We start from the raw sequence: 18,901 nt of genomic DNA, 5'->3' as shown, positions 1-18,901 counted from the left end.
CGGGTGTGCCAGCCCGCTCGGATGCCGACGCTGTTGTGCCGGCCATCCCGGAAGCCGACGCGGTTGGGTCAGGCCGCTCGGGTGCCGATGTGGTTGGGCCGGCTCGCCCGGACGCCGGTGGGCGGTCTGCGGCCGGGCTCGACCGCGACCGGGCGTCGGTGTCGCCGGGGCGCAATGGTCAAGGCGAGGAGCCGCCGCTCGAGGAGATGGCGGAGCTGCTCGGCATCAACGACGACGAGACCCCCGACGGCCCGAGCCGCGTCACCCGGCACTGACCCGGGTCAGCCGCGCCACAGGTTGAGCATCATGGCCTCCACGGCGATCTCGGGCTTGACGTTCTCGTCGATGGCCTGGCGGCAGGCCAGAACTGCCTCCAGACGGCGCAGGGCACTCTCGGGCGACCACTTGTCGGCTGCCGCCTCCGACTGCGTGGCCACATCGGTGTGCACGACGCCGACCGGAGCGTGCAGGTTGGTGATCAGCACATCGCGGTAGAAGCCGGCCAGATCGACCAGCGCACGGTCGAGCGCGTCCCGCTTCGAGCGGGTGGCACGGGATTTCTGGCGGCGCTCTAGCTCTTTGAGTTGACCGGCCGCGCCTCGCATCGCACCGGCCGCGCCACGACCGGTGCCACCGGCGCCGAGCGCCTGCTCCAGCGAAGCCCGCTCGGAAGCATCGGTCTCGACGAGCAGCCCCGCTGCCTCAGCCTCGGCCGCCTTGATCAGCGCGCTCGCGGCCTCGAAGCAGGCGCCCACCCCGGTCAGCCGCCGCGGCACCGACAGCACAGCCTCTCGCCGCCCGCGGGCCTCGGGATCATTGGCCAGCCGCTTCGCCCGCCCGACATGCCCCTGGGCCGCGGCCGCAGCCCAGGCGGCCACATCCGGCGCGATGCCGTCGCGACGCGTCAGAACCTCGGCCACCGCCTCGGCCGGCGGCTGCCGGAGCGCCACCACTCGGCAGCGCGACCGGATCGTCACCGAGATGTCGTCGGGGTGGGTCGACGGCGTGCAAAGAAGGAACACCGTGCGTGGTGGCGGCTCCTCGATCGCCTTGAGCAGAGCGTTGCCCGCCTGCTCGGTGAGGCGGTCGGCATCCTCGATCACGACGACCTGCCACCGGCCGCCGGACGGCGCGCTCGCCGCCCGCAACACCAGCGTGCGCATGTCGTTGACGCCGATCGACAAACCCTCGGGCACGACAAAACGGACGTCGGCATGGGTTTTGCCCAGCGTGGTGTGGCAGCCGTGACACTCGCCGCAACCGACCCCGCCGCGCTCGCACTCGAGCGCCGCCGCGAACGCGCGCGCGGCCACCGAGCGGCCGCTGCCCGGCGGACCCGTGAAGATCCAGGCATGGGTCATCGCGCCGGCCGGCACCTGCTCACCGGCCACAACTCGGGCGGCCGCCGCCGCAGCCAGGCGCAGCGTGGCCACCGGGTCGTCCTGACCCACCAGATCGGCGAAGACGTCACTCACGGCACTGATGGTATTGCGCGCCTCCGACAGAAAGTTCGCCCTGTGGACAGCGGCCGCCACTTATCCACAGTGGAAAACCTGCCGTAGCGAAGGCGTCACTCTTACGGGTACGGTCTGGTCCCGGTACGCGACGGCGCGCTGACCCACGGTGAGGAGCCTCGGCATGGCACGTGAGATCGACGAGGCGTGGATCAGCGAGGCCATCGAGCGGCATCGGCGTGTTGAGCAGCTGCGCGGCGATTACGACCGAGCCGTCGAGTCCCACCAGGTCTCGGTCCATTCACCCGACGATTCGATCGAGGTCACCGTGACCGCCTCCGGCCGCATCACCGACATCCAGATCCACGGCGGTCTGCACCATCGCCAACCGGTCGAGTTCGCCCGCGAGCTGCAGGCCACCGTCACCAACGCGACCGACGCCGCACGCTGGGCCCGAGAGAAACTGCACGACGAGATCTTCGGCGAGCTCCGCTCCCTGGGCGAGGCCTGACATGGACACCATGGCCGACCACCTCGACCAGGCCTCCGACGCCCTGGCCGCCCTGTCCCGCGACATCCCGACGCTGACCGTGGCTCCCGGCGCCTTCGCAGCGCTGCCGGCACTGTCCGCCACTCGCGCCGCGTCCGCATCAGGCGCCGCAGGCGGCGCCCATCCTGGATCGGATGCCACGCCGCCATCAAGCGCCGCACACAGCGCGCCACCCGCATTGAGCGCGGCACACAGCGCTCGACCCACATCGAGTGCCGCAGACAGCGCCCGAGCTGCGGCGGGCGTCGCCATGTCCACGGGTTCGGGCATCGACCGCAGCGCCGTGCCCACCCACTCCAGCTCGATCGGGGCCGGCGCAGCCGACGGTTCTGGCCTGCCGGGTTCGATGGGACGCGCCCTGCACGATCATTGGGCCGCGGTGCTCGATGCGCGATCGCGGGAAGCATCCTCGGCCGCAGCCCGCCTCGGCCAGCTGGCGCGCGCGGTCCGGTCCACCCGGCAGCACTACGCCGAGACCGACGAAGCGGTCGGACGCCGCTTCGACCAGGAGTTGTGATGGATCAGCTCGACCAGGTGCTCGGCACCGCGACCCCGCTGCTGCTCCGGGCGGAGGAGGTCCTCGACGCGGCCGGGGCGCCGATCGGTCACCCGCTGTGGGGCCACCTCCGACGGGTACGCCTGATGCCCGTCGACGCCGCACATGCGGTGGCCGGCCTGCGCCCCTCCGCCTTGGCCGATGCCTCCACCGAGCTGCGAGCCGGCGCGCGCGTCTGCACCGATGTGGCCGGATCCCTGCCTCCGCCCGGCGACTGGGAGGGCGACGCCGCCGACGCCTACGACGACCAGCGCCGCCGTACCGCCGCCGACCTGGCCGGCCCCGGCGACAGCCTCGACGAACGCCTCGAAGCCACCGCCGACCTGGCCACCGCGCTGCACGAGTGGATGATCCGCACCAGGGACAACCTGGCGTCGGTCCTGGCCGAGGTCCTGACCTCCGCCGAAGCCGTGACGCTCACCGTTCCCGCCAGCCATCCACCGTCGATCGCCGAGGCGAGGGCCGCCGCCGACCTGGCCGCCCATGTCCTGCACGCCGTCGCCACCGACTACGCCGAAGCCGAGGATCTCCTCCACGCCTCGCAAGACCTGACCGTCCCGGTCGCGCTCTAGAGGGCCGCGCTACACCGCCGGACAGGCGCGATGGCTCTGCATGGGGGCGGGATCGGGGCAGGGCGGATACCCGAGGCACATGGGCGCGGCGCCGCATTCGGACAACCGGAAGAACTCCGAATGCGACGCCGCGACCTCCTGCACCCCCCGCAGGTGTAGGGACCACTCAACGCCACGAATCGATGGTTGTCTCGGGGTTGAGACGGCTTTGGTCCGCTCGGGGGACCGGGAGGGGACGTCCGTTCACTGTCGTTCGTCCATCAGGAGATCGATGTGTCTCCATCCGGCTGACTCGGTTCCGGTATCGGCACGGCCGGCGCCAGAACGCGAAACGCGCGCCGAGCGGCTCCTCGGAGAGGAACCGCCCGGTCGACCATGAAGGGGAACCGTCAGGAGCGGAAGCGGCGACGGCGCCGCGTCAGCACGACGGCCGCCGCACCCACCAGCAGAAGAACGCCGCCGATCAGAGCAACCCGCGTCACGTTCGAACCCGTGACCGGAAGTCCGCCACCCTCGCCGGACGAACTGATCTCACCCGCTTCCGGCGAGACCGCCGCAGCTTCGAGCACACCGAGCGACATGGTCAGCGAGACCTCACTCCCGGCACCGTAGCCATCGCCCTTCGACGCCGTCGCCTGCGACAGCGAGATCTTGACGGCTGACGCCCGGGCCGCGATCGCCTGACCCTGGATGGCGTGGCGGACGTCGCCCAGCGCGACCCGCAGGTTGATCCCGTCGCCGCCGGCCGGGACCGACTCCGTCTCCGGCGTGGTCACCGAAGGCAGGCCCGGAACCTCCGGCATCGGCATCGGCTGGGCCTTGCGCAGGTCGCCCAGCCCGGTGAGGCTCCGCAGCGACATCGACTCCATCTCGCGGTACCGCGGGCTCAGCGAGACGTCGACATGCTCCCCGGCTGTGGTCAGGCGTTTTGTCTCGATGCCGTCGCCCGAGATCTCGACGACCGCCGGCCGGTAGCTGACCTGGCCACCCGAGTCGGCCGACATCGCCGCCTCCAGGACAGGAGCCTGGAGCACCCGCAAGTGAACCTGGCCGCCGGCCAACTCGATGCGCCCGGCCGTGACGGTCGACCGGGCGACGGTCCGGGGCTCGTCGCCGCGGTGGTCCAGGGCCGTCGAACTCCGGCCCGTCATGGTTTCGGGAACGCGGACCAGCGCCTCGCGTCCGGTGCCCAGCAGGCTCACGCCGTTCAACGAGGCTTCGGCGCGGCCGGTCTCACCCGCGACCCGGCCGCACGCCATGCCCGTGTCCCACCGGGCGTGCGTACCCATCCTGCCGTCACCCAGCTGCAGCGGCCCCGCCTTCCCGGCCGGAGTCGAGCGCCGCGAAGCGTCGGCGTTGGTCGGTGGCGCCTGCTGCATCAGCGGCTTCACCATCGCGGCGTGCGTCGCCGACGCCTTGACCTTGGGGTAACCGTCAAGCATCCGGGCATAGGCGGCCGACGCGATCCGGGCATTCGCGATCATTGCCGTACGGGCCTCGCCCAGCCCGACGTCAGCCAGCGAAGCCGTGTCCGTCCGCACGTCACGGCCCGGCGCCCGCCGATCCGGTGTCGTGGTCGCGGCAGCTTCACCCTCGTTCCCGGAGTCGTCACCGTTCGCGCCGGCTCGCCCCGTATCCGTCGACCGCCCCTCCCCGCCCTCCGCGGACTGCTCCTCATCCACCGGCTCACCGCCCCCGCCGCCCGCCGAGCCGTCCCCGCCGCCCGGCGCCACGTCGGCGTTACCGCTCGTCTTCGGTGCGGACTTCGGCGCAGCGGATTTGGGCAGTACCCCGAGATACCCGAGCACCCCCGTCCCGATCAGACCGATGGCCTCGCTCGGCGTGTCGCTGTCCGCCGGATCGGGCACGATCGAGTCGTCGCCGCTGCTCAGCACCCGGTGCGCGGCGTCTGCCACGCCGTTCTCCTGCTTGACCCGGGGCCGGTTCATCGTTGATGTGCGTACTTCGAGCTGGTGGATCCGCAGAAGCTCGGCGCCGGACTGCCCGGCGAAGCTCTCGGCCTGTTCGCAGGGTGCCGGCGCTGCGAGGGCTGGTTGCGGTGCGGTGAGTGCGCCGGCGAAACCGAGCGCGACGACACTGGCGGCCAGCGACCTGGCGGGCGTCATGGCAGTTCCCTCCCGATGGGGTGCCGCGGGCAGCGGCGTCTACGGGTCTGCCCAACGAAGGTCAATCTGCGTGGTTGCGAAACATCTATGCGACAACCCCGGCGGGTAGCCCAAAACAGGCATTTGGTGCGGGCTATCCGGCGTCGTAGGGTGGAGGCCATGGGCATGCTGTGCGCGGTCAGCTTCAATCGGTACGGCCGCCTCTACTACCTCGATCCGGGCGAGTTCTCGCCCCAGGTCGGCGACCGTGTGCTGGTGCCCACGGACGACGGGCCCGAGGTGGCGGAGTGCGTGTGGGCGGCGCAGTGGGTGAGCGAGGAAACCTCGGGCTTCCCCAAGGTCGCCGGCCTCGCCGGGGACGACGATCTGCGGCGGGACGAGCTGCTGCGCAAGCGCAAAGCCGAGGCCAAGGTCGCCGCGAAAAAGCTGATCAAGGCACATGAGCTGCCCATGAAGGTCGTCGCGGTGGACCACGTGCTCGACCAGACGGGCACCGGCAGTGCCCGCACCACGATCTACTTCACCGCCCCGCACCGGGTCGATTTCCGATCTCTCGTACGCGATCTTGGCGCCACCCTGCACTGCCGGGTCGAGCTGCGTCAGCTCTCGGCGCGCGACTCGGCCCGGGTCCAGGGCGGCATCGGCTCCTGCGGCCGCGACCTGTGCTGCGCGACATTCCTGACCGACTTCGAGCCGGTCACGATCCGCATGGCCAAAGACCAGGACCTCCCGCTCAACCCCCTGCGCATCTCCGGGGCGTGCGGCCGCCTGATGTGCTGCCTCAAATACGAGCACCCTCTGTACCAGAAGTTCCAGGCGTCGGCCCCCGCTGTCGGCAGCCGTGTGACCACCCCTGAGGGCGACGGCCGGGTGGTGGCCCACAGCGTGCCCAAGGACGCCGTGGTGGTCCGCCTGGACGCCGACGGCTCCCGTTGCTCGTGCAGCCGAGCCTCCGTCTGCGGCCCCCGCCAGGCCCACGACGAGCAGTACAACTGACGCCGACGCCGACGCCGACGCCGACGCCGACGCCGGCAGCACCCGACGCCCGCAGCAGTCGAAGCCGACGTCGCCAGCAGGTGACGCCCGCAGCAGTCGAAGCCGACGCCGGCAGCACGCCGGCAGCAGCGGGCGCCGGTAGCGGCACGCCGGCAGCAGCGGGCGCCGGCAGCAGCCGGGGCGGTCAGCGGATGGTGATCGGGTCCTCGATGCGGTGCGGGGTCAAGGGGTCGCGGGGGAGCAGCCAGGAAGCGTCGGCGGCGCCGCTGGGGTCGGGTGTCCAGTGGCGGCAGATCTTGTCTATGCCGATCGGGTGGATGGTGAGGGTGCCGTCGGCCGCGATGTGCATGCGCAGGAAGCTCTTCGCGTCCTCGATGCCCTGGCCCGCGTAGAGCTCGTTGACGTTCACGTCGACGGTCGACGCGATCAAAAGGTAGAGCGCCGTCAGCTGGGTCGCCACGAAGCCGATGACCGGGCCGTAGACGACCGCGGCCACGATCAGCGGGCCCGGCCACTCCCAGTCGCGGAACGGCAGTTGCAACCACAGCCAGGTGCCGCCGACGGCCAGCCCGATGTGGGCGAAGGCGTGCAGCAGCCCGGCTATCCAGTGGCGGGCGTGTTTGGGCCGGTCGGCCTTGGGCGGCTGGGCGAACGCCACCGACCCGGCCAGGATGAGCACGAGCATGACGGTCAGCGGGATGCTGAACAGCCGCTGGACGATATTCGCGTTGCCGGAGGCCGCGCCGGCCATGGCCAGCATGGTCAGCACGTGGATGATGGCGAGCATCGTGACGAAGCCCGGGTTGCGCGTCGGGACCCGGTGGAACACACCCCAGGCCATGCGCTTCGAGGTGGCCGCGTCGGGATAAGAGGCCTTGAAGGCGTACGGCTTGCTGGCGCTGCGACTGCGGGTGAGCGTGTCGGGCTGGGGGACGACCAGCTCGTCCGGCAGCTGTTGGGTGCCCAGCAGGTAAGCGCCGCCGCCACCACAGGTGATCAGCTCGCGCTCGGGGTCGCTGTAGCGGGCGTAGTGGTGCAGGTCGCCGGAGAGGAGCACCCGCGTGGACGCGCCGGTGGGGTCGAGCGTCTTACGGATGAAGTAGTCGATCGCGTCGTATTCTTCCGGCTTGTCGACCGACTTGACCCATTTCGGCGAGGGAGTCAGCAGGATGACGCGGTCGTCCGGACCGACATGCCGGGCGGCCTCCTCGAAATAGCCCAGCTGCGGGTCGTCGATGTAGGCCCCGAACTGCTCGTCGATCGCGAACAGCCACCAGTTGGCCGGCAGCTTGACCGCGTAGTAGGAGCGGCGCTGCTCGGTGTTCCAACCGCCGATGTGGCCGTCCTTGCGGCGCGCGAAGAGGCGGAGGAACGCGGTGAGCCCGTCATACCAGTCGTGGTTGCCCGGCAGCGCGAACAGCGTCGGCGGTGGCGAGCCGGCCGGCGGCTCGGGCAGTGCGGCCCGGTAGGGACCCTTCATCCGGCTCTCGTAGCCGTCACCGCTGGCCAGCGGATAGACCTGATCGCCACCCATCAGCAGCAGCCGGCCGCGGGGAAGGGTGGCGCCGCCCAGCTGGAGGCTGGGTTGAGCCAGCAGGTAGGCCACCGAGTAGGTGGCGTCGAAGCCGTCGCCCAGGTCGGCCACGTAGTCGAGCCAGAGCTCGCCGTCCTCGGTCTGCGAGTGGTCGAACCAGTCGCCGTCCAGAGCGTTCTGCAGCTCGCGTTTGTCGAGGTAGGCCCCGAAGAGGATCGCCAGCAGCGTGCGCACACCGGTGCTGAGCAGCAGCAGCGGCGCGAGCCAGCCGACCGGGCGCTGCGGTGTGAAGCCCAGCTCGTGCGGATCCATGCTCGCGGGCCGGCGCGGCACGACCTGGCCCGTGGGGGGTGGTTGCGGGTGATCGACGGTCACGCCAGGCACCTTAGCCCCGCCCTCCGACAGAACCGTTGTCCGATTCCGACCCGGCCGGGGGGAACCCCGCTGAGGCAACCGGGGTGCGTGCCGTACACTGATTTCTCGTTGCCGCCTTAGCTCAGTCGGCTAGAGCGACGCACTCGTAATGCGTAGGTCGACGGTTCGATTCCGTCAGGCGGCTCAAAAGAAGGCCCTGATCAGCAGGCATGCTGGTCAGGGCCTCTTCTGGTTCGATCGCCCCCGAAATGCTTCCCGGACGGATGCGGGCACTGTGTCGGACGTCGCTGCGTCCCGCCGGGGATTTCCCGCGAAGACGTGACACATTGCGGATCATGGTCGGCGGGGCGCGGTTACTCTCATCGCAGGTGTCCCCAGGTCACGGGTAAGGGGTCGCGTCGTGTTGTTACCGGACCTCGTCGCACAACTCGGTCAGAACGTGCGGCTCCACCATGTCGGCCGAGAGGACGTCGACGTGACCGGCGTCCGGTTCTTCGACTGGGCGGACGTCTCGGCGATCGGACCCGGCTGCCTCGTGCTGGCCATCGGGGTGGGAGACCGCGACTCGGCTCGGGCGGTGCTGTCGGAGGCCGAGCAGCGGCACGCCGCGGCGGTGGTGTTCCGTGCCGGAGTCAGCGACGGCCTTCCCCTCGCCGAGGTCTCGGTGCTGGAGTCCGCGCACGACGTCGACTGGGGGCACGTGCACGCGCTGGTGCGGGCCGCGATCCAGGCCTCCGGGGTGCGGGTGCCCGGTGTCGACACCGGGTCGGACCTGTTCGATCTGGCGAACGTCGTCGCGATCGCGGCGCGGGGCGCGGTGCTGGTGGAGGACGAGGCCAAGAACATCCTGGCGTACTCCACGGTCGAGGGCCAGGAGATCGACTGGGTACGCCAGCGGGGCATCCTCCAGCGGCGGGTTCCGCACACCGACCAGACCGACCGGGCCTACCGGGAGGTGGCGCTCAGCCCCGGTCCGGTTCGTTTCCCGCCGCTCAACGACCGGCACGGCAGGCTCGCGGTCGCCATCCGGGCCGGCGGTGAGCTGCTGGGCTCCATGTGGGTCGTCGACGTCGACGGTCAGGCCCCATCCGACGCGCTGCAACTGCTGGCCGACTCCGTCGAGCTGGCCTCGCTGTACATCTTGAAGGAACGGACGCGGCGGACGTTGTCGGCATCGGCGTCGGCGTCGGACGCGAGCCAGCTCCTGCGCGGGGCGGGTGAGGTCGCCTCGAACGCCGACTGGGCGCGGCGGGCGGGCTCGAGCGTCGCAGTGGTGCTGGTGCCAGCCCAGGAGCCGGGCGCGGACTCCGTCCACTGGGCCGGCCGGGCGCGGTCGTCCTTGAGCGTCTACCTCAGCGCCTTCCGCCAGCAATATGCGATCACGGTGGAGGACGGCCGGCTGTACCTCATCCTCGGCCTCGGCCGTGAGCGCACCACCGACCTGGACCGGGTTCTGCAGGGCGTGGTCGAGCACCTGCGGCAGAGTCTGCGGGCCGACGTGGTCGTGGCGGTCGGTACCGTCGTGCCGGGCGTCGAGGAGATCCCGCGGTCCCGGCGGTCCGCCGATGAGCTGCTGAGTCTCCTGCAACGCCGGCCGGACCTGCCGCGGATCGCGACCTACGCGGACCTGGCCAGTCAGGTGCTGCTGCACCGGCTGGCCGAGAGCAAAGAGGCGCTCCGGCTGCTCGACGACGCCCGGCTGCACCGCCTGCTCGAGTCGGAACGACCCTCCGGCCAGGCATACGTGAGCACCCTGCGGGCGTACCTGGACGCCCTCGGCGACACGGCGAAGGCCGCAAGCGTCTGCGGTGTGCACGCCAACACCGTCCGGTACCGGCTGCAGAAGATCCAGGAGCTGCTCGGGTTGGACCTGGCCGACCCCGACGACCGCCTGGTGGTCTGGCTCCAGCTGCGGTTACTCGCCGGTGAGGATGCCGGGCGCGGCTGAGAACGGTGGCCGCCCGCCGGTTGCCCACGCGTCGGCGACCTGAAGGACCCGTTCGACGACGAGGTCCATGGCGTCCAGCCAGAGCGGGCCCGGGCCCTGCGCGATGTCGGAGAGTTCGGTGCAGGCGAGGAGGACCTCTTCCGCCCCCGCCGAGCGCAGGTCGGTCGCGGCGTCGTGGAGATCGGTAAGCAGCCGGCGACCGGGAACGCCGCCCTTGCGCGCCCGGATCAGCTCCATCACCCGCTCCTGCGGGACCGCCTCCGGTTCCACCACCTCGACCTCGATGCGGGCGAAGACCTGACGGTAGAAGCCCGACGCGATCGTTCCCGACGTGGCCAGCAGGCCCAACCGTCGGATCCCGGGGCGGTGCTCGGTGACACCCGCCGCGACGGCGGCGTCCCAGCGCAGCAGCGGTACTGCGATGCCGGCGGCCAGGCCGGGCGCGAAGGCCGAGGCGGTGTTGCAGGGCATCACCAGGAGCTCGGCGCCGGCGGCGGACAGCCGCCGGGCCATGGTGACCAGATACGGCGTCGGGTCGGGCCCCTGGCCGAGGAGTGCTGCGGTGCGGTCGGGTACGGACGGGTCGTTGTCGACGAGGACATGCAGATGGTCCTGGTCGCGGCCGGCCGGAGTGGCCTCGATCAGGCGGCGCAGGAACTCGGCCGTCGCGGCCGGCCCCATCCCGCCCAGGACTCCCAGCACCGGGTGGCGCCGGCCGCCGGAGCGGATCACCCCGGCGGACATCAGCGCTCGCCGTCGACCATGGCCGGCCCGGTCCCGCCGAGCAGCTCAGGTAGCCGGCCGGCGGGGAACGGCTCGCGGCAGCGACCGGCGCGGCCACGGACCTGGACACTGTGGAACAGCGAGTTGAGCACGGCCTCCTCGACACACTCGGCGACCGCGGTGAATGCCAGGTCGAGGGTCTCCTTCGGCAGGTCCGGCCCGCGCTCCGTCGAGAACGCGAGCACCACCTCGCCGCTGGAACCGGAGGTGCTGCAGCCGGTGCGGGCGAGCCCGTTCTGGGCCCGGCGCGCCAGCCGTTTCAACTGCGCGCAGTTGGTGGGCAGATCGGTGGCGAGGATGACGATGACGGAGCCGCCGAGGCTGGGCCCGGTGACGTTCTCCGGCAGCAGCTGACCGACCGGCCGACCGGCGATGACCAGGTCTTCGCGACGGCCGAAGTTCGTGAGGACCAGGGCCCCGATGTGGTGGCTTCCGCCGTCGAGCGGCAGGACCCGGGACGCGGTACCGATCCCGCCGGCGAAGCCGAAAGTGCTCATCCCGACGCCGGCGCCCACCGGGCCCTGTGGCACCGGCCCGCCGGCGGCTCCCCGGATGGCCTCGGTGACCTCCGCCGGGCCCGGCCCCGCTACCCGCGGGTCGTTCATCCGGCTGTCGTTGCACTCCATCACCACGGCGTTGACCGATCGCCCGGACTCCTCGCTGCCGAGGTCGGGCTCCTCGGCCAGCAGGTGGCCCACGAGCGACCGGAGCACGTCGGGTACGCCGAAGACGCCCGTGAGCGCGATGGGCGACTCGAGCTCGCCCAGCTCCTCGATCTGCATCAGACCGACCGACTTGCCGTAGCCGTTGATGACATGGACCGCCGCGGGTACCGGGTGGCGGACCACGTCGCGACACGGGTCGACGACCGTGACACCCGTGCAGGTGCCCAGCTCGGGGAAGGAGAGCGTGGAGTGGCCCACGGTCACTCCCGCCACGTCCGTGATCCCGTTTGCCGCTCCGGGCGTGAATTTCCAAGCCGGCCCCATCAGCCGGCGCCAATCGGCTGCCGGGTGCTGGCGACCGCCGGACTCGACGAGAATCATGCGAAGTGGACCCTCCTTGCCGGCGTCGGGCGCCGGCATCGGTACGAACGGACCTTTGTCGGATCTGATCCGCCGGATGGTCCCGTGGCGACCGCCGGCCGGGACCATCCGGCCTGACCCGTGACTACCGGACCGAGACCTCGGCGATGTCGGGGAAGCCACCGAAGAAGTACTTCATCCCCTTGACGCCGGACCCCTGCATGTAGAAGTACTTCTGGTAGACCAGCGGGATCGCGGCTCCGGTCTTGCCCACCTGCTCGTCCAGGTCACCCCACGCCTTGTCCTGCTGTGCCTTGTCGGCGATGGCCCACGCCTTGTCGATGTTGGCGTTCACCTCGGGGTCAGCCAGCTCGCTGAAGTCGTTGCCCAGGTTGTTCGCCGAGATGTTGACCCGGGAGTCGAACAGCGCCGGGATGTCGGTGGAGCCCGACGGCCAGTCCGCGACCCAGCTGACCCACGCGACGTCCGGGTTCTGGGTCGGGTTGGCGAGGACGTCGTAGTAGTTGTCACCCATCGGCTTGAGCGTGACCTTGAATCCGGCCTTCTCCCACGACGCCTGGAGCGCCGCGGCGACCTTGTCCTGCACCGGCGTCTGCTGGTACCCGTACGTGATCGGGTAGGGCTGGCGCGCCCCGGCCTCCTGGAGCAGGGCCTTCGCCCGGGCGATGTCACCCTCCGGCGGGGCGTTGAGAATGTTGAAGTTCTTCCAGCCCGCGATGGTCTTGCTCATGATGGTGGTGGCGTACTCGCCGTAGATGTCGCCGCCCATCGCCACCCGGTACGTGGTCTTGTCGGTGGCCAGGGCCAGCGCCTGCCGGACCTTGAGGTCGGGAATGTGCTTGACGTTGACCGAGAGGTAGTCGACGAAGCCACCGACGTCGTTGACCGAGCGCTTCTTGAGCGCCGGGTTGCTCAGCACCTGGGGAATGACCGAAGGGTCGAGCCGGGTGTTGGTGTACGCGTACTTGTCGTTGCCGCCGTCGGAGACCATCCGCTGCGACACGGTCTGGGCGTTCACCCCCTGCTCGACGACGATCTTGTCGGGCAGCGCCTTGCGGACCGAGTCCGTGGACGGGTCCCAATGGGGGTTGCGGACCATCGTGCCCCCGGTCTGGGGGTTCCACGTGCCCTCGAGCATGTAGGGCCCGTCCGAGAACAGGGTGAAGTCGAACTTCGCCCCGGTGTCCTGGTCCTGGCGGACGGCTCCGTAGCCGGGAAGGGCCAGCACGTTGTTGAGGTCAGCGACCGGGTGCTTGGTGCGGAAGACGATGGTCTTGGCGTCGGTGCACTGCACGGCCTTGTCGTACAGCTCCTGGCCGGTCTTCTTGTACGGGCCCTCGTACTGCGACGACCCGTCCGGCTTGCTGGGGATGTCGAGGTACGCGATCGCGAACAGCGGGCCGGCCGTGATCGTGTCCGTGGCGAAGGTCCGCGAGATGCCGTACTTGAAGTCCTCGCAGGTCACGGCCTTGCCGTCCTGCCACTTCACGCCGTCCTTCAGCGTGAAGGTCCAGGTCTTGGCACCGTCGCCGGCCTTGCCGGTGTCGGTGGCCACGTCAGCCACGAGATCGGCGGTGCCGGCCTGGAATGTCGTCAACGTCCGGATGAAGGTCCGAGCCGAGAAGGCCATGGTGCGGTTCGGGTAGATCCGCTGCGGGTCCAGGTGCGAGAACGTGGCCTGGTTGACCAGGTGGAGGGTGCCACCCTTCCCGCCCCCGCTCCCACCCGCGTTGTCGGTGGTCTTTTGTGAGCCCCCACCACAGGCCGTCAGTGCGGTCAGCGCCGCGACGGTGAACACACCCGCCGCGACCGACCGACGATGATTCGCAATTCGCACGGACACGCTCCTGTTCGTAACCGGGTTTCCGGGAAAACGCCGCCGCAAGAGAGGGCCGGGGTGTCCACGGATGGCCGGAAATGCTAGGCGCGCAGAACCGCCTCGGGCTTGTGAGCTCCTCCAATCCGGGCCCACCCGGTTTTGTGACTTTCACAAACAACGGGTGAACCCGCGCGGATAATCTGCCGATCTCATGTCGTACGGAAAGGGGGAGAGGGCCCGATGCGAGTCTTCATCTCGGTAGATATGGAAGGCACCGCCGGCGTGGTGGACTGGGCCCAGTGCATCGGCGACGGCCCGGACGCCCTGGCCGGCCGTCGCCTGCTGCTGGGCGAGGTCAACGCCGCCATCGACGGCGCCGCCGCCGCGGGCGCGACCGAGTTCCTGGTCAACGACGGTCACGCGATGATGCGCAACCTCGCTCCCGAGGATCTGCACGGCGAGGCCACGCTGATCACCGGTTGGCACCGGCCGATCGACATGATGGAGGGCATCGACTCGAGCTTCGACGCGGCCTTCCTCGTCTCGTACCACGGCTCGATGGGTGCCGAGCTCGGCAACATGTCGCACTCCTTCAACCCCCGCGCGGTCTCGGAAACGCGGCTCAACGGCGTGGTCGTGGGCGAATCGGTCATCAATTCCCTCGTCGCCGCGCACTACGGGGTGCCGGTCGTCCTGGTGACCGGAGACCAGACCGGCTGCGCCGAGACGGTGGAGGTGCTGCCGAACATCACGACCGCGGTGGTGAAGGACTCCATCACCCGGGTGGCCGCGTCGAGCCTGCACCCCCGCCGCGCCTGCGCGGTCATCCGGGAGGCCGCCGAGCGGTCGCTGAAGACCCTCGAACGGATCGAGCCGAAGCCCTTCCCGACGCCGTCCACGTTGGAGGTTCATTGGCGCACCCCCGACATGGCGGAGATGGCGACATGGGTGCGGGACGTCGACCGGACGGGGTCGCGCACGACCGCGATCAGCGGCAGCGACCTGCTGTCCGTCTACCGCCGGTTCATCGCCGCCATCACCCTGACCCGGGTCGTCGCGGAGGAAGTCTGACGTGACGCTGTCCGCCGGGGAGTTCGCGGCCGAGCCCGTCCCCACCATGGTTGACGAAGCCCAGGGTCCGGTCGCGGGCCGGTCCCCCTGGCAGATCGCCCGGGCCCGCCTGCGAGCAAACCGGGTCGCGATGATCGCGCTGTTCATGATCATCTTCTTCGTGGTCATCGCGATCGCCGCACCGATCCTGCAGGCGTTGGGCGTCATCGACACCACGACGCTGCACCCCGAGCTGGTGCAGGGGCCGGGCGCGATGCCGACCGGATCGTTCGGCGGCATCAGCATCCACCACCCCCTGGGGGTCGAGCCACAGACCGGCCGGGACCTGTTCTCCCGGATCCTGCTCGGGATCACGCTGGACACGGCCATCGCGGTCGCGGCGACGATCATCAGCGTCGGTCTCGGTGTCGTCCTCGGCCTGGTCGCCGGGTTCTACCGGGGCGCCGCCGACTGGTCGATCGGGCGCCTGATCGACCTGATCCTCGCCTTCCCGCAGTTGCTGATGCTCATCGCGCTCTCGCCCGTGCTGGTGCAGCGCATCACCGACACCGGGGTGCCCCAGGGCAATCCCTCGAAGATCACGTACATCATCGCGGTCCTCGGCTTCTTCGGCTGGCCCTACTTCGCCCGGATCATCCGGGCCCAGGTGCTCTCGCTGCGGGAGCGGGAGTTCGTCGAGGCAGCCGAGATGCTCGGCGCCCGGCGCAGCCGGATCAACTTCAAGGAACTGCTGCCCAACCTGTGGGCGCCGATCCTCGTGTACTCCAGCATCGTGCTGCCCACGTACGTCTCGGCCGAGGCGGCGATGTCCTTCCTCGGGGTCGGGATCGTGCCGCCCACGCCGACCCTCGGCAACCTGCTGCAGGACTCGGTCAACTACGCCACGGCCGACCCGACGTACTTCCTCGCTCCCGGGCTGACCCTGTTCATCGTCGTCCTCGCCTTCAACCTGTTCGGCGACGGACTCCGGGACGCGCTGGATCCGCGTTCCGACCGAGCCGGAGGGAAGTGAGCGCCGACCATGTTCCAGTACGTCGTCAAACGGGTGCTCTCCATCATTGGGATGCTCATCCTCATCAGCGTCTCCGTCTTCGCGCTGTTCTTCGCGGTGCCGGCCGACCCGGCCCGCCTCACGTGCGGGAAGAACTGCACGCCGGCGATCATCGAGGCGAACCGGCACGCGCTGGGGTACGACAAGCCGATCGTCGTCCAGTACTTCGATTTCATGAAGGGACTGGTGAGCGAGCGCGACTTTCCCGACGACCCGGTGATCGCGAAGAACAGCCCGCAGTCCATCACGCACTGCCCCGCGCCCTGCCTCGGCTACTCGGCGACCCAGGGCCAGTTGGTGTCCACAATGATCAAGCAGGCGTTCCCGATCACGGCGTCCATCGCGGTCGGCGCGTTCGTCCTGTGGCTCGTCGGCGGCATCGGGATCGGCGTCCTGTCGGCGCTCAAGCGAGGAAGCATCCTCGAACGAGGACTCGTCGGCGCGTCGCTGGTCGCGTACTCCCTGCCCACGTTCTTCATCGGGCTCCTGTTGCTGGACATCGTGTCGATCAAGTACGGGCTCGCGCCCCCCGCGGGGTACACGCCGTTCGTCGACGACCCGGTGGCGTGGGCCAAGGGGATGATTCTGCCGTGGATCACGCTGGCGATGGTTTTCGCCGCCCTCTACGTCCGGCTGACCCGCGCGAACATGCTCGAGACGCTGTCGGAGGACTACATCCGTACGGCCCGGGCCAAGGGCGTACCGGAGTGGGCGGTCATCGTCCGGCACGCCATGCGCGCCGCCCTGACGCCCATCGTCACGATCGCCGGGTTGGATCTCGGCGGCGTGCTGGCCGGCGCGGCGATCACTGAGACGGTGTTCAACCTCAACGGCATCGGCAAGACCGGCGTGTACGCGATCCAGCAGCTCGACCTGCCGGTGATCGTGGCGGTGGTCCTCCTGTCCGCCTTCGTCATCGTCCTCTTCAACTTCCTGGTCGACCTGTTGTACGCGTTCCTCGACCCGAGGGTGACCCTGTGATGAGCGAGCAAGCACGCCACCTGCTGGAGGTCGACGACCTCGAGGTGCACTTCCCGACCGCGGACGGACTCGTCCGGGCCGTCGACGGGCTCACGTTCTCCCTGGAGCCCGGGCGCACCCTGGGTATCGTCGGCGAATCCGGCTCCGGCAAGTCCGTGACCAGCCAGGCGATTCTCGGCCTGCACCGGGGCACCCCGGCGAAGGTCTCCGGCCGGATCCGCTTCGACGGGGTCGAGCTGCTCGACCTGCCGATCAAGGATCTGCGCCGGCTCCGGGGCAACGACATCTCAATGATCTTTCAGGACCCGCTCTCGGCCCTGCACCCGTACTACTCCGTCGGGAAGCAGATCGCCGAGGCATACCGGGTGCATCACTCGGTGAGCAGGCGCCAGGCGCTGGCCCGGGCGGAGGAGATGCTGGAGCTGGTCGGCATTCCGAACGCCGGGCGCCGGGTGCACGAGTATCCGCATCAGTTCTCCGGTGGCATGCGCCAGCGCGCGATGATCGCGATGGCGCTGGTCAACGACCCCCGTCTGCTCATCGCCGACGAGCCGACCACGGCTCTGGACGTGACGGTGCAGGCCCAGATCCTCGAGCTGATGAAGAAGCTCCAGCGAGAGTTCGGTTCCGCGATCATCATCATCACGCACGACTTGGGCGTCGTGGCCGACATCGCCGACGACGTACTCGTGATGTACGCGGGTCACGCCGTCGAGCAGGGCGCGGTCAACGAGGTCTTCTACCAGCCGGACATGCCCTACACGTGGGGCCTGCTCTCCTCGATGCCCCGTATCGGCAGCCCGCGCGGACAGCGCCTGGCGACCATCGCGGGTTCACCGCCGTCGCTCATCAGGCCCCCGTCCGGCTGCCGGTTCCACCCGCGCTGCGCGTACCGGGGGCTCGTCGAGGGTGACGCGTGCGTCACCACCCCGCCCCGGCTCGTCGCCGGCGGGGCGGACCACCGGGCGCGCTGCCACCTCGAACCGGGCGCCCGGGAACGCGTACGGCTGCAGCTGTCCACCATCGATTCAGTGGGGGAGCGATGACCGAGCCGCTCCTGCGCGTCACCGGATTGCGCAAGCACTTCCCCACGAAAGGCGGGCTGCTGAGCCGGAACCGGTCGGTGGTGAAGGCGGTCGACGGGGTGAGCCTCGAGGTGGCCGGCGGGGAGACCGTCGGCCTGGTGGGCGAGTCCGGCTGCGGCAAGTCCACGACGGGGCGCACGATGCTCCGGGCGCTGGAGCCGACGAGCGGCCGCATCGAGTTCGACGGCCGGGACATCACCGGCGTCGGGCGCGAGGAGCTGCGGAAGCTGCGCCGCGAGATGCAGATGATCTTCCAGGACCCGTTCTCGTCGCTGAATCCCCGGCACACGGTCGGCACGATCCTCGCCGCGCCGTTCGAGATCCAGGGGATCAAGGCGCCGAACGGGGTCAAGGCCGCGGTGCGCGATCTGCTCAGCCGCGTCGGGCTCAGCCCGGAGCACTACAACCGGTACCCGCACGAGTTCTCCGGCGGCCAGCGTCAGCGCATCGGTATCGCCCGGGCGCTGGCCGTGCAGCCCAGGCTGATCGTCTGCGACGAGCCCGTGTCGGCCCTCGACGTGTCCATCCAGGCCGAGATCATCAATCTGCTCCAGGACATCCAGGCCGAGACCGGCATCGCGTACGTCTTCGTCGCGCACGACCTGTCGGTGGTCCGGCACATCTCGGACCGGGTCGCCGTCATGTACCTCGGCAAGGTCATGGAGAGCGCGACAAGCGACGAGCTGTACGAGCGTCCGCTGCACCCGTACACGAATGCTCTGCTGTCGGCGGCCCCGCTGCCGGACCCGGTCCAGCAGCGCGCCCGCGAGAAAATCGTGCTCCAGGGCGACCTGCCCAGCCCGTCCGACCCGCCGTCGGGATGCGTGTTCCGTACCCGCTGCCCGATGGCGCAGCAGGTCTGTGCCGAGGTCACACCGGCTTACGCCGAGCACTCGCCCGGCCACTGGGTCGCGTGCCACTTCCCGGAAGACGAGCAACTCGCCGCCTGACAGC

At 70.0% G+C, this 18,901-nt stretch carries 16 protein-coding genes and 1 tRNA gene; 11 read left to right on the top strand and 6 right to left on the bottom strand.

Annotated features, from left to right (window positions below):
- Positions 1 to 281: 281 nt before the first annotated feature.
- A complete protein-coding gene (locus NAG42_RS08030; protein ID WP_250029170.1) occupies positions 282 to 1,475 on the bottom strand; it encodes a DNA polymerase III subunit delta' in 1,194 nt (397 codons plus the stop codon).
- 163 nt (positions 1,476 to 1,638) lie between these two features.
- Here NAG42_RS08030 and NAG42_RS08025 point away from each other — a divergent pair, with 163 nt between their 5' ends.
- From NAG42_RS08025 to NAG42_RS08015, 3 genes are read left to right on the top strand one after another with little or no spacing between them, the layout of a single operon-like run.
- Complete coding sequence (locus NAG42_RS08025) at positions 1,639 to 1,965, top strand: YbaB/EbfC family nucleoid-associated protein (protein ID WP_250029169.1); 327 nt, start codon at positions 1,639 to 1,641, stop codon at positions 1,963 to 1,965.
- A 1-nt stretch (position 1,966) separates the two neighbouring features.
- Positions 1,967 to 2,521, top strand: coding sequence for a hypothetical protein (locus NAG42_RS08020; RefSeq protein WP_250029168.1), 555 nt, complete (start codon positions 1,967 to 1,969; stop codon positions 2,519 to 2,521).
- Positions 2,521 to 3,132: a hypothetical protein gene (locus NAG42_RS08015; protein WP_250029167.1), complete on the top strand. Its 612-nt coding sequence runs from the start codon at positions 2,521 to 2,523 to the stop codon at positions 3,130 to 3,132. The genes NAG42_RS08020 and NAG42_RS08015 overlap by 1 nt, the downstream gene beginning before the upstream one ends.
- 389 nt (positions 3,133 to 3,521) lie before the next feature.
- Here the strand turns inward: NAG42_RS08015 and NAG42_RS08010 are convergent, their stop codons facing one another.
- Complete coding sequence (locus tag NAG42_RS08010; RefSeq protein WP_250029166.1) at positions 3,522 to 5,258, bottom strand: LPXTG cell wall anchor domain-containing protein; 1,737 nt, start codon at positions 5,256 to 5,258, stop codon at positions 3,522 to 3,524.
- A gap of 159 nt (positions 5,259 to 5,417) precedes the next feature.
- Here NAG42_RS08010 and NAG42_RS08005 point away from each other — a divergent pair, with 159 nt between their 5' ends.
- Positions 5,418 to 6,254, top strand: a complete 837-nt coding sequence (locus tag NAG42_RS08005) for a PSP1 domain-containing protein (RefSeq protein ID WP_250029165.1) — start codon at positions 5,418 to 5,420, stop codon at positions 6,252 to 6,254.
- A gap of 184 nt (positions 6,255 to 6,438) precedes the next feature.
- Here NAG42_RS08005 and NAG42_RS08000 read toward each other — a convergent pair whose 3' ends face one another.
- Entirely contained in the window at positions 6,439 to 8,163 is a 1,725-nt protein-coding gene (locus NAG42_RS08000; RefSeq protein WP_438872374.1) for a metallophosphoesterase, read from the bottom strand.
- Between the two features lie 110 nt (positions 8,164 to 8,273).
- On the opposite strand from NAG42_RS08000, the gene NAG42_RS07995 reads away from it, so the two are divergent.
- Positions 8,274 to 8,347, top strand: a tRNA-Thr gene (locus NAG42_RS07995).
- 216 nt (positions 8,348 to 8,563) lie between these two features.
- The gene (locus NAG42_RS07990) at positions 8,564 to 10,111 is read left to right on the top strand and encodes a PucR family transcriptional regulator (protein WP_250029164.1); all 1,548 of its coding nucleotides are present in this window, start codon (positions 8,564 to 8,566) and stop codon (positions 10,109 to 10,111) included.
- Here the strand turns inward: NAG42_RS07990 and cuyB are convergent.
- The 3 genes from cuyB to NAG42_RS07975 all read right to left on the bottom strand — a co-directional run bounded on the left by cuyB (position 10,079) and on the right by NAG42_RS07975 (position 13,777).
- The gene (gene cuyB / locus NAG42_RS07985; RefSeq protein WP_250029163.1) at positions 10,079 to 10,855 is read right to left on the bottom strand and encodes a cysteate racemase; all 777 of its coding nucleotides are present in this window, start codon (positions 10,853 to 10,855) and stop codon (positions 10,079 to 10,081) included. The two genes, NAG42_RS07990 and cuyB, sit on opposite strands and share 33 nt — an antisense overlap.
- The gene (locus tag NAG42_RS07980; protein ID WP_284045092.1) at positions 10,855 to 11,883 is read right to left on the bottom strand and encodes a P1 family peptidase; all 1,029 of its coding nucleotides are present in this window, start codon (positions 11,881 to 11,883) and stop codon (positions 10,855 to 10,857) included. Before NAG42_RS07980 ends, cuyB begins: the two co-directional genes overlap by 1 nt.
- A gap of 181 nt (positions 11,884 to 12,064) precedes the next feature.
- Positions 12,065 to 13,777, bottom strand: coding sequence for an ABC transporter substrate-binding protein (locus NAG42_RS07975; protein WP_250029161.1), 1,713 nt, complete (start codon positions 13,775 to 13,777; stop codon positions 12,065 to 12,067).
- A 222-nt stretch (positions 13,778 to 13,999) separates the two neighbouring features.
- Here NAG42_RS07975 and NAG42_RS07970 point away from each other — a divergent pair, with 222 nt between their 5' ends.
- Genes NAG42_RS07970 through NAG42_RS07950 form a run of 5 tightly spaced genes read left to right on the top strand, consistent with a single transcriptional unit; the run spans position 14,000 to position 18,897 of the window.
- Positions 14,000 to 14,830, top strand: coding sequence for a M55 family metallopeptidase (locus NAG42_RS07970; protein ID WP_250029160.1), 831 nt, complete (start codon positions 14,000 to 14,002; stop codon positions 14,828 to 14,830).
- A 1-nt stretch (position 14,831) separates the two neighbouring features.
- The gene (locus tag NAG42_RS07965) at positions 14,832 to 15,842 is read left to right on the top strand and encodes an ABC transporter permease (protein ID WP_250029159.1); all 1,011 of its coding nucleotides are present in this window, start codon (positions 14,832 to 14,834) and stop codon (positions 15,840 to 15,842) included.
- Positions 15,843 to 15,851: 9 nt separating this feature from the next.
- Positions 15,852 to 16,862 (top strand): ABC transporter permease, encoded by a 1,011-nt coding sequence (locus NAG42_RS07960; RefSeq protein WP_250029158.1) that lies wholly within the window; start codon positions 15,852 to 15,854, stop codon positions 16,860 to 16,862.
- Positions 16,862 to 17,908: an ABC transporter ATP-binding protein gene (locus NAG42_RS07955; RefSeq protein ID WP_250029157.1), complete on the top strand. Its 1,047-nt coding sequence runs from the start codon at positions 16,862 to 16,864 to the stop codon at positions 17,906 to 17,908. The genes NAG42_RS07960 and NAG42_RS07955 overlap by 1 nt, the downstream gene beginning before the upstream one ends.
- Positions 17,905 to 18,897 (top strand): ABC transporter ATP-binding protein, encoded by a 993-nt coding sequence (locus NAG42_RS07950; protein WP_250029156.1) that lies wholly within the window; start codon positions 17,905 to 17,907, stop codon positions 18,895 to 18,897. Before NAG42_RS07955 ends, NAG42_RS07950 begins: the two co-directional genes overlap by 4 nt.
- The last annotated feature ends 4 nt before the right edge of the window (positions 18,898 to 18,901 follow it).

It is taken from the genome of Paractinoplanes maris (assembly GCF_023544465.1).
Lineage (GTDB): Bacteria > Actinomycetota > Actinomycetes > Mycobacteriales > Micromonosporaceae > Actinoplanes > Actinoplanes maris.
Note: the sequence above shows the minus strand (reverse complement) of the source record. Positions and strands in the feature narration are given on the sequence as shown.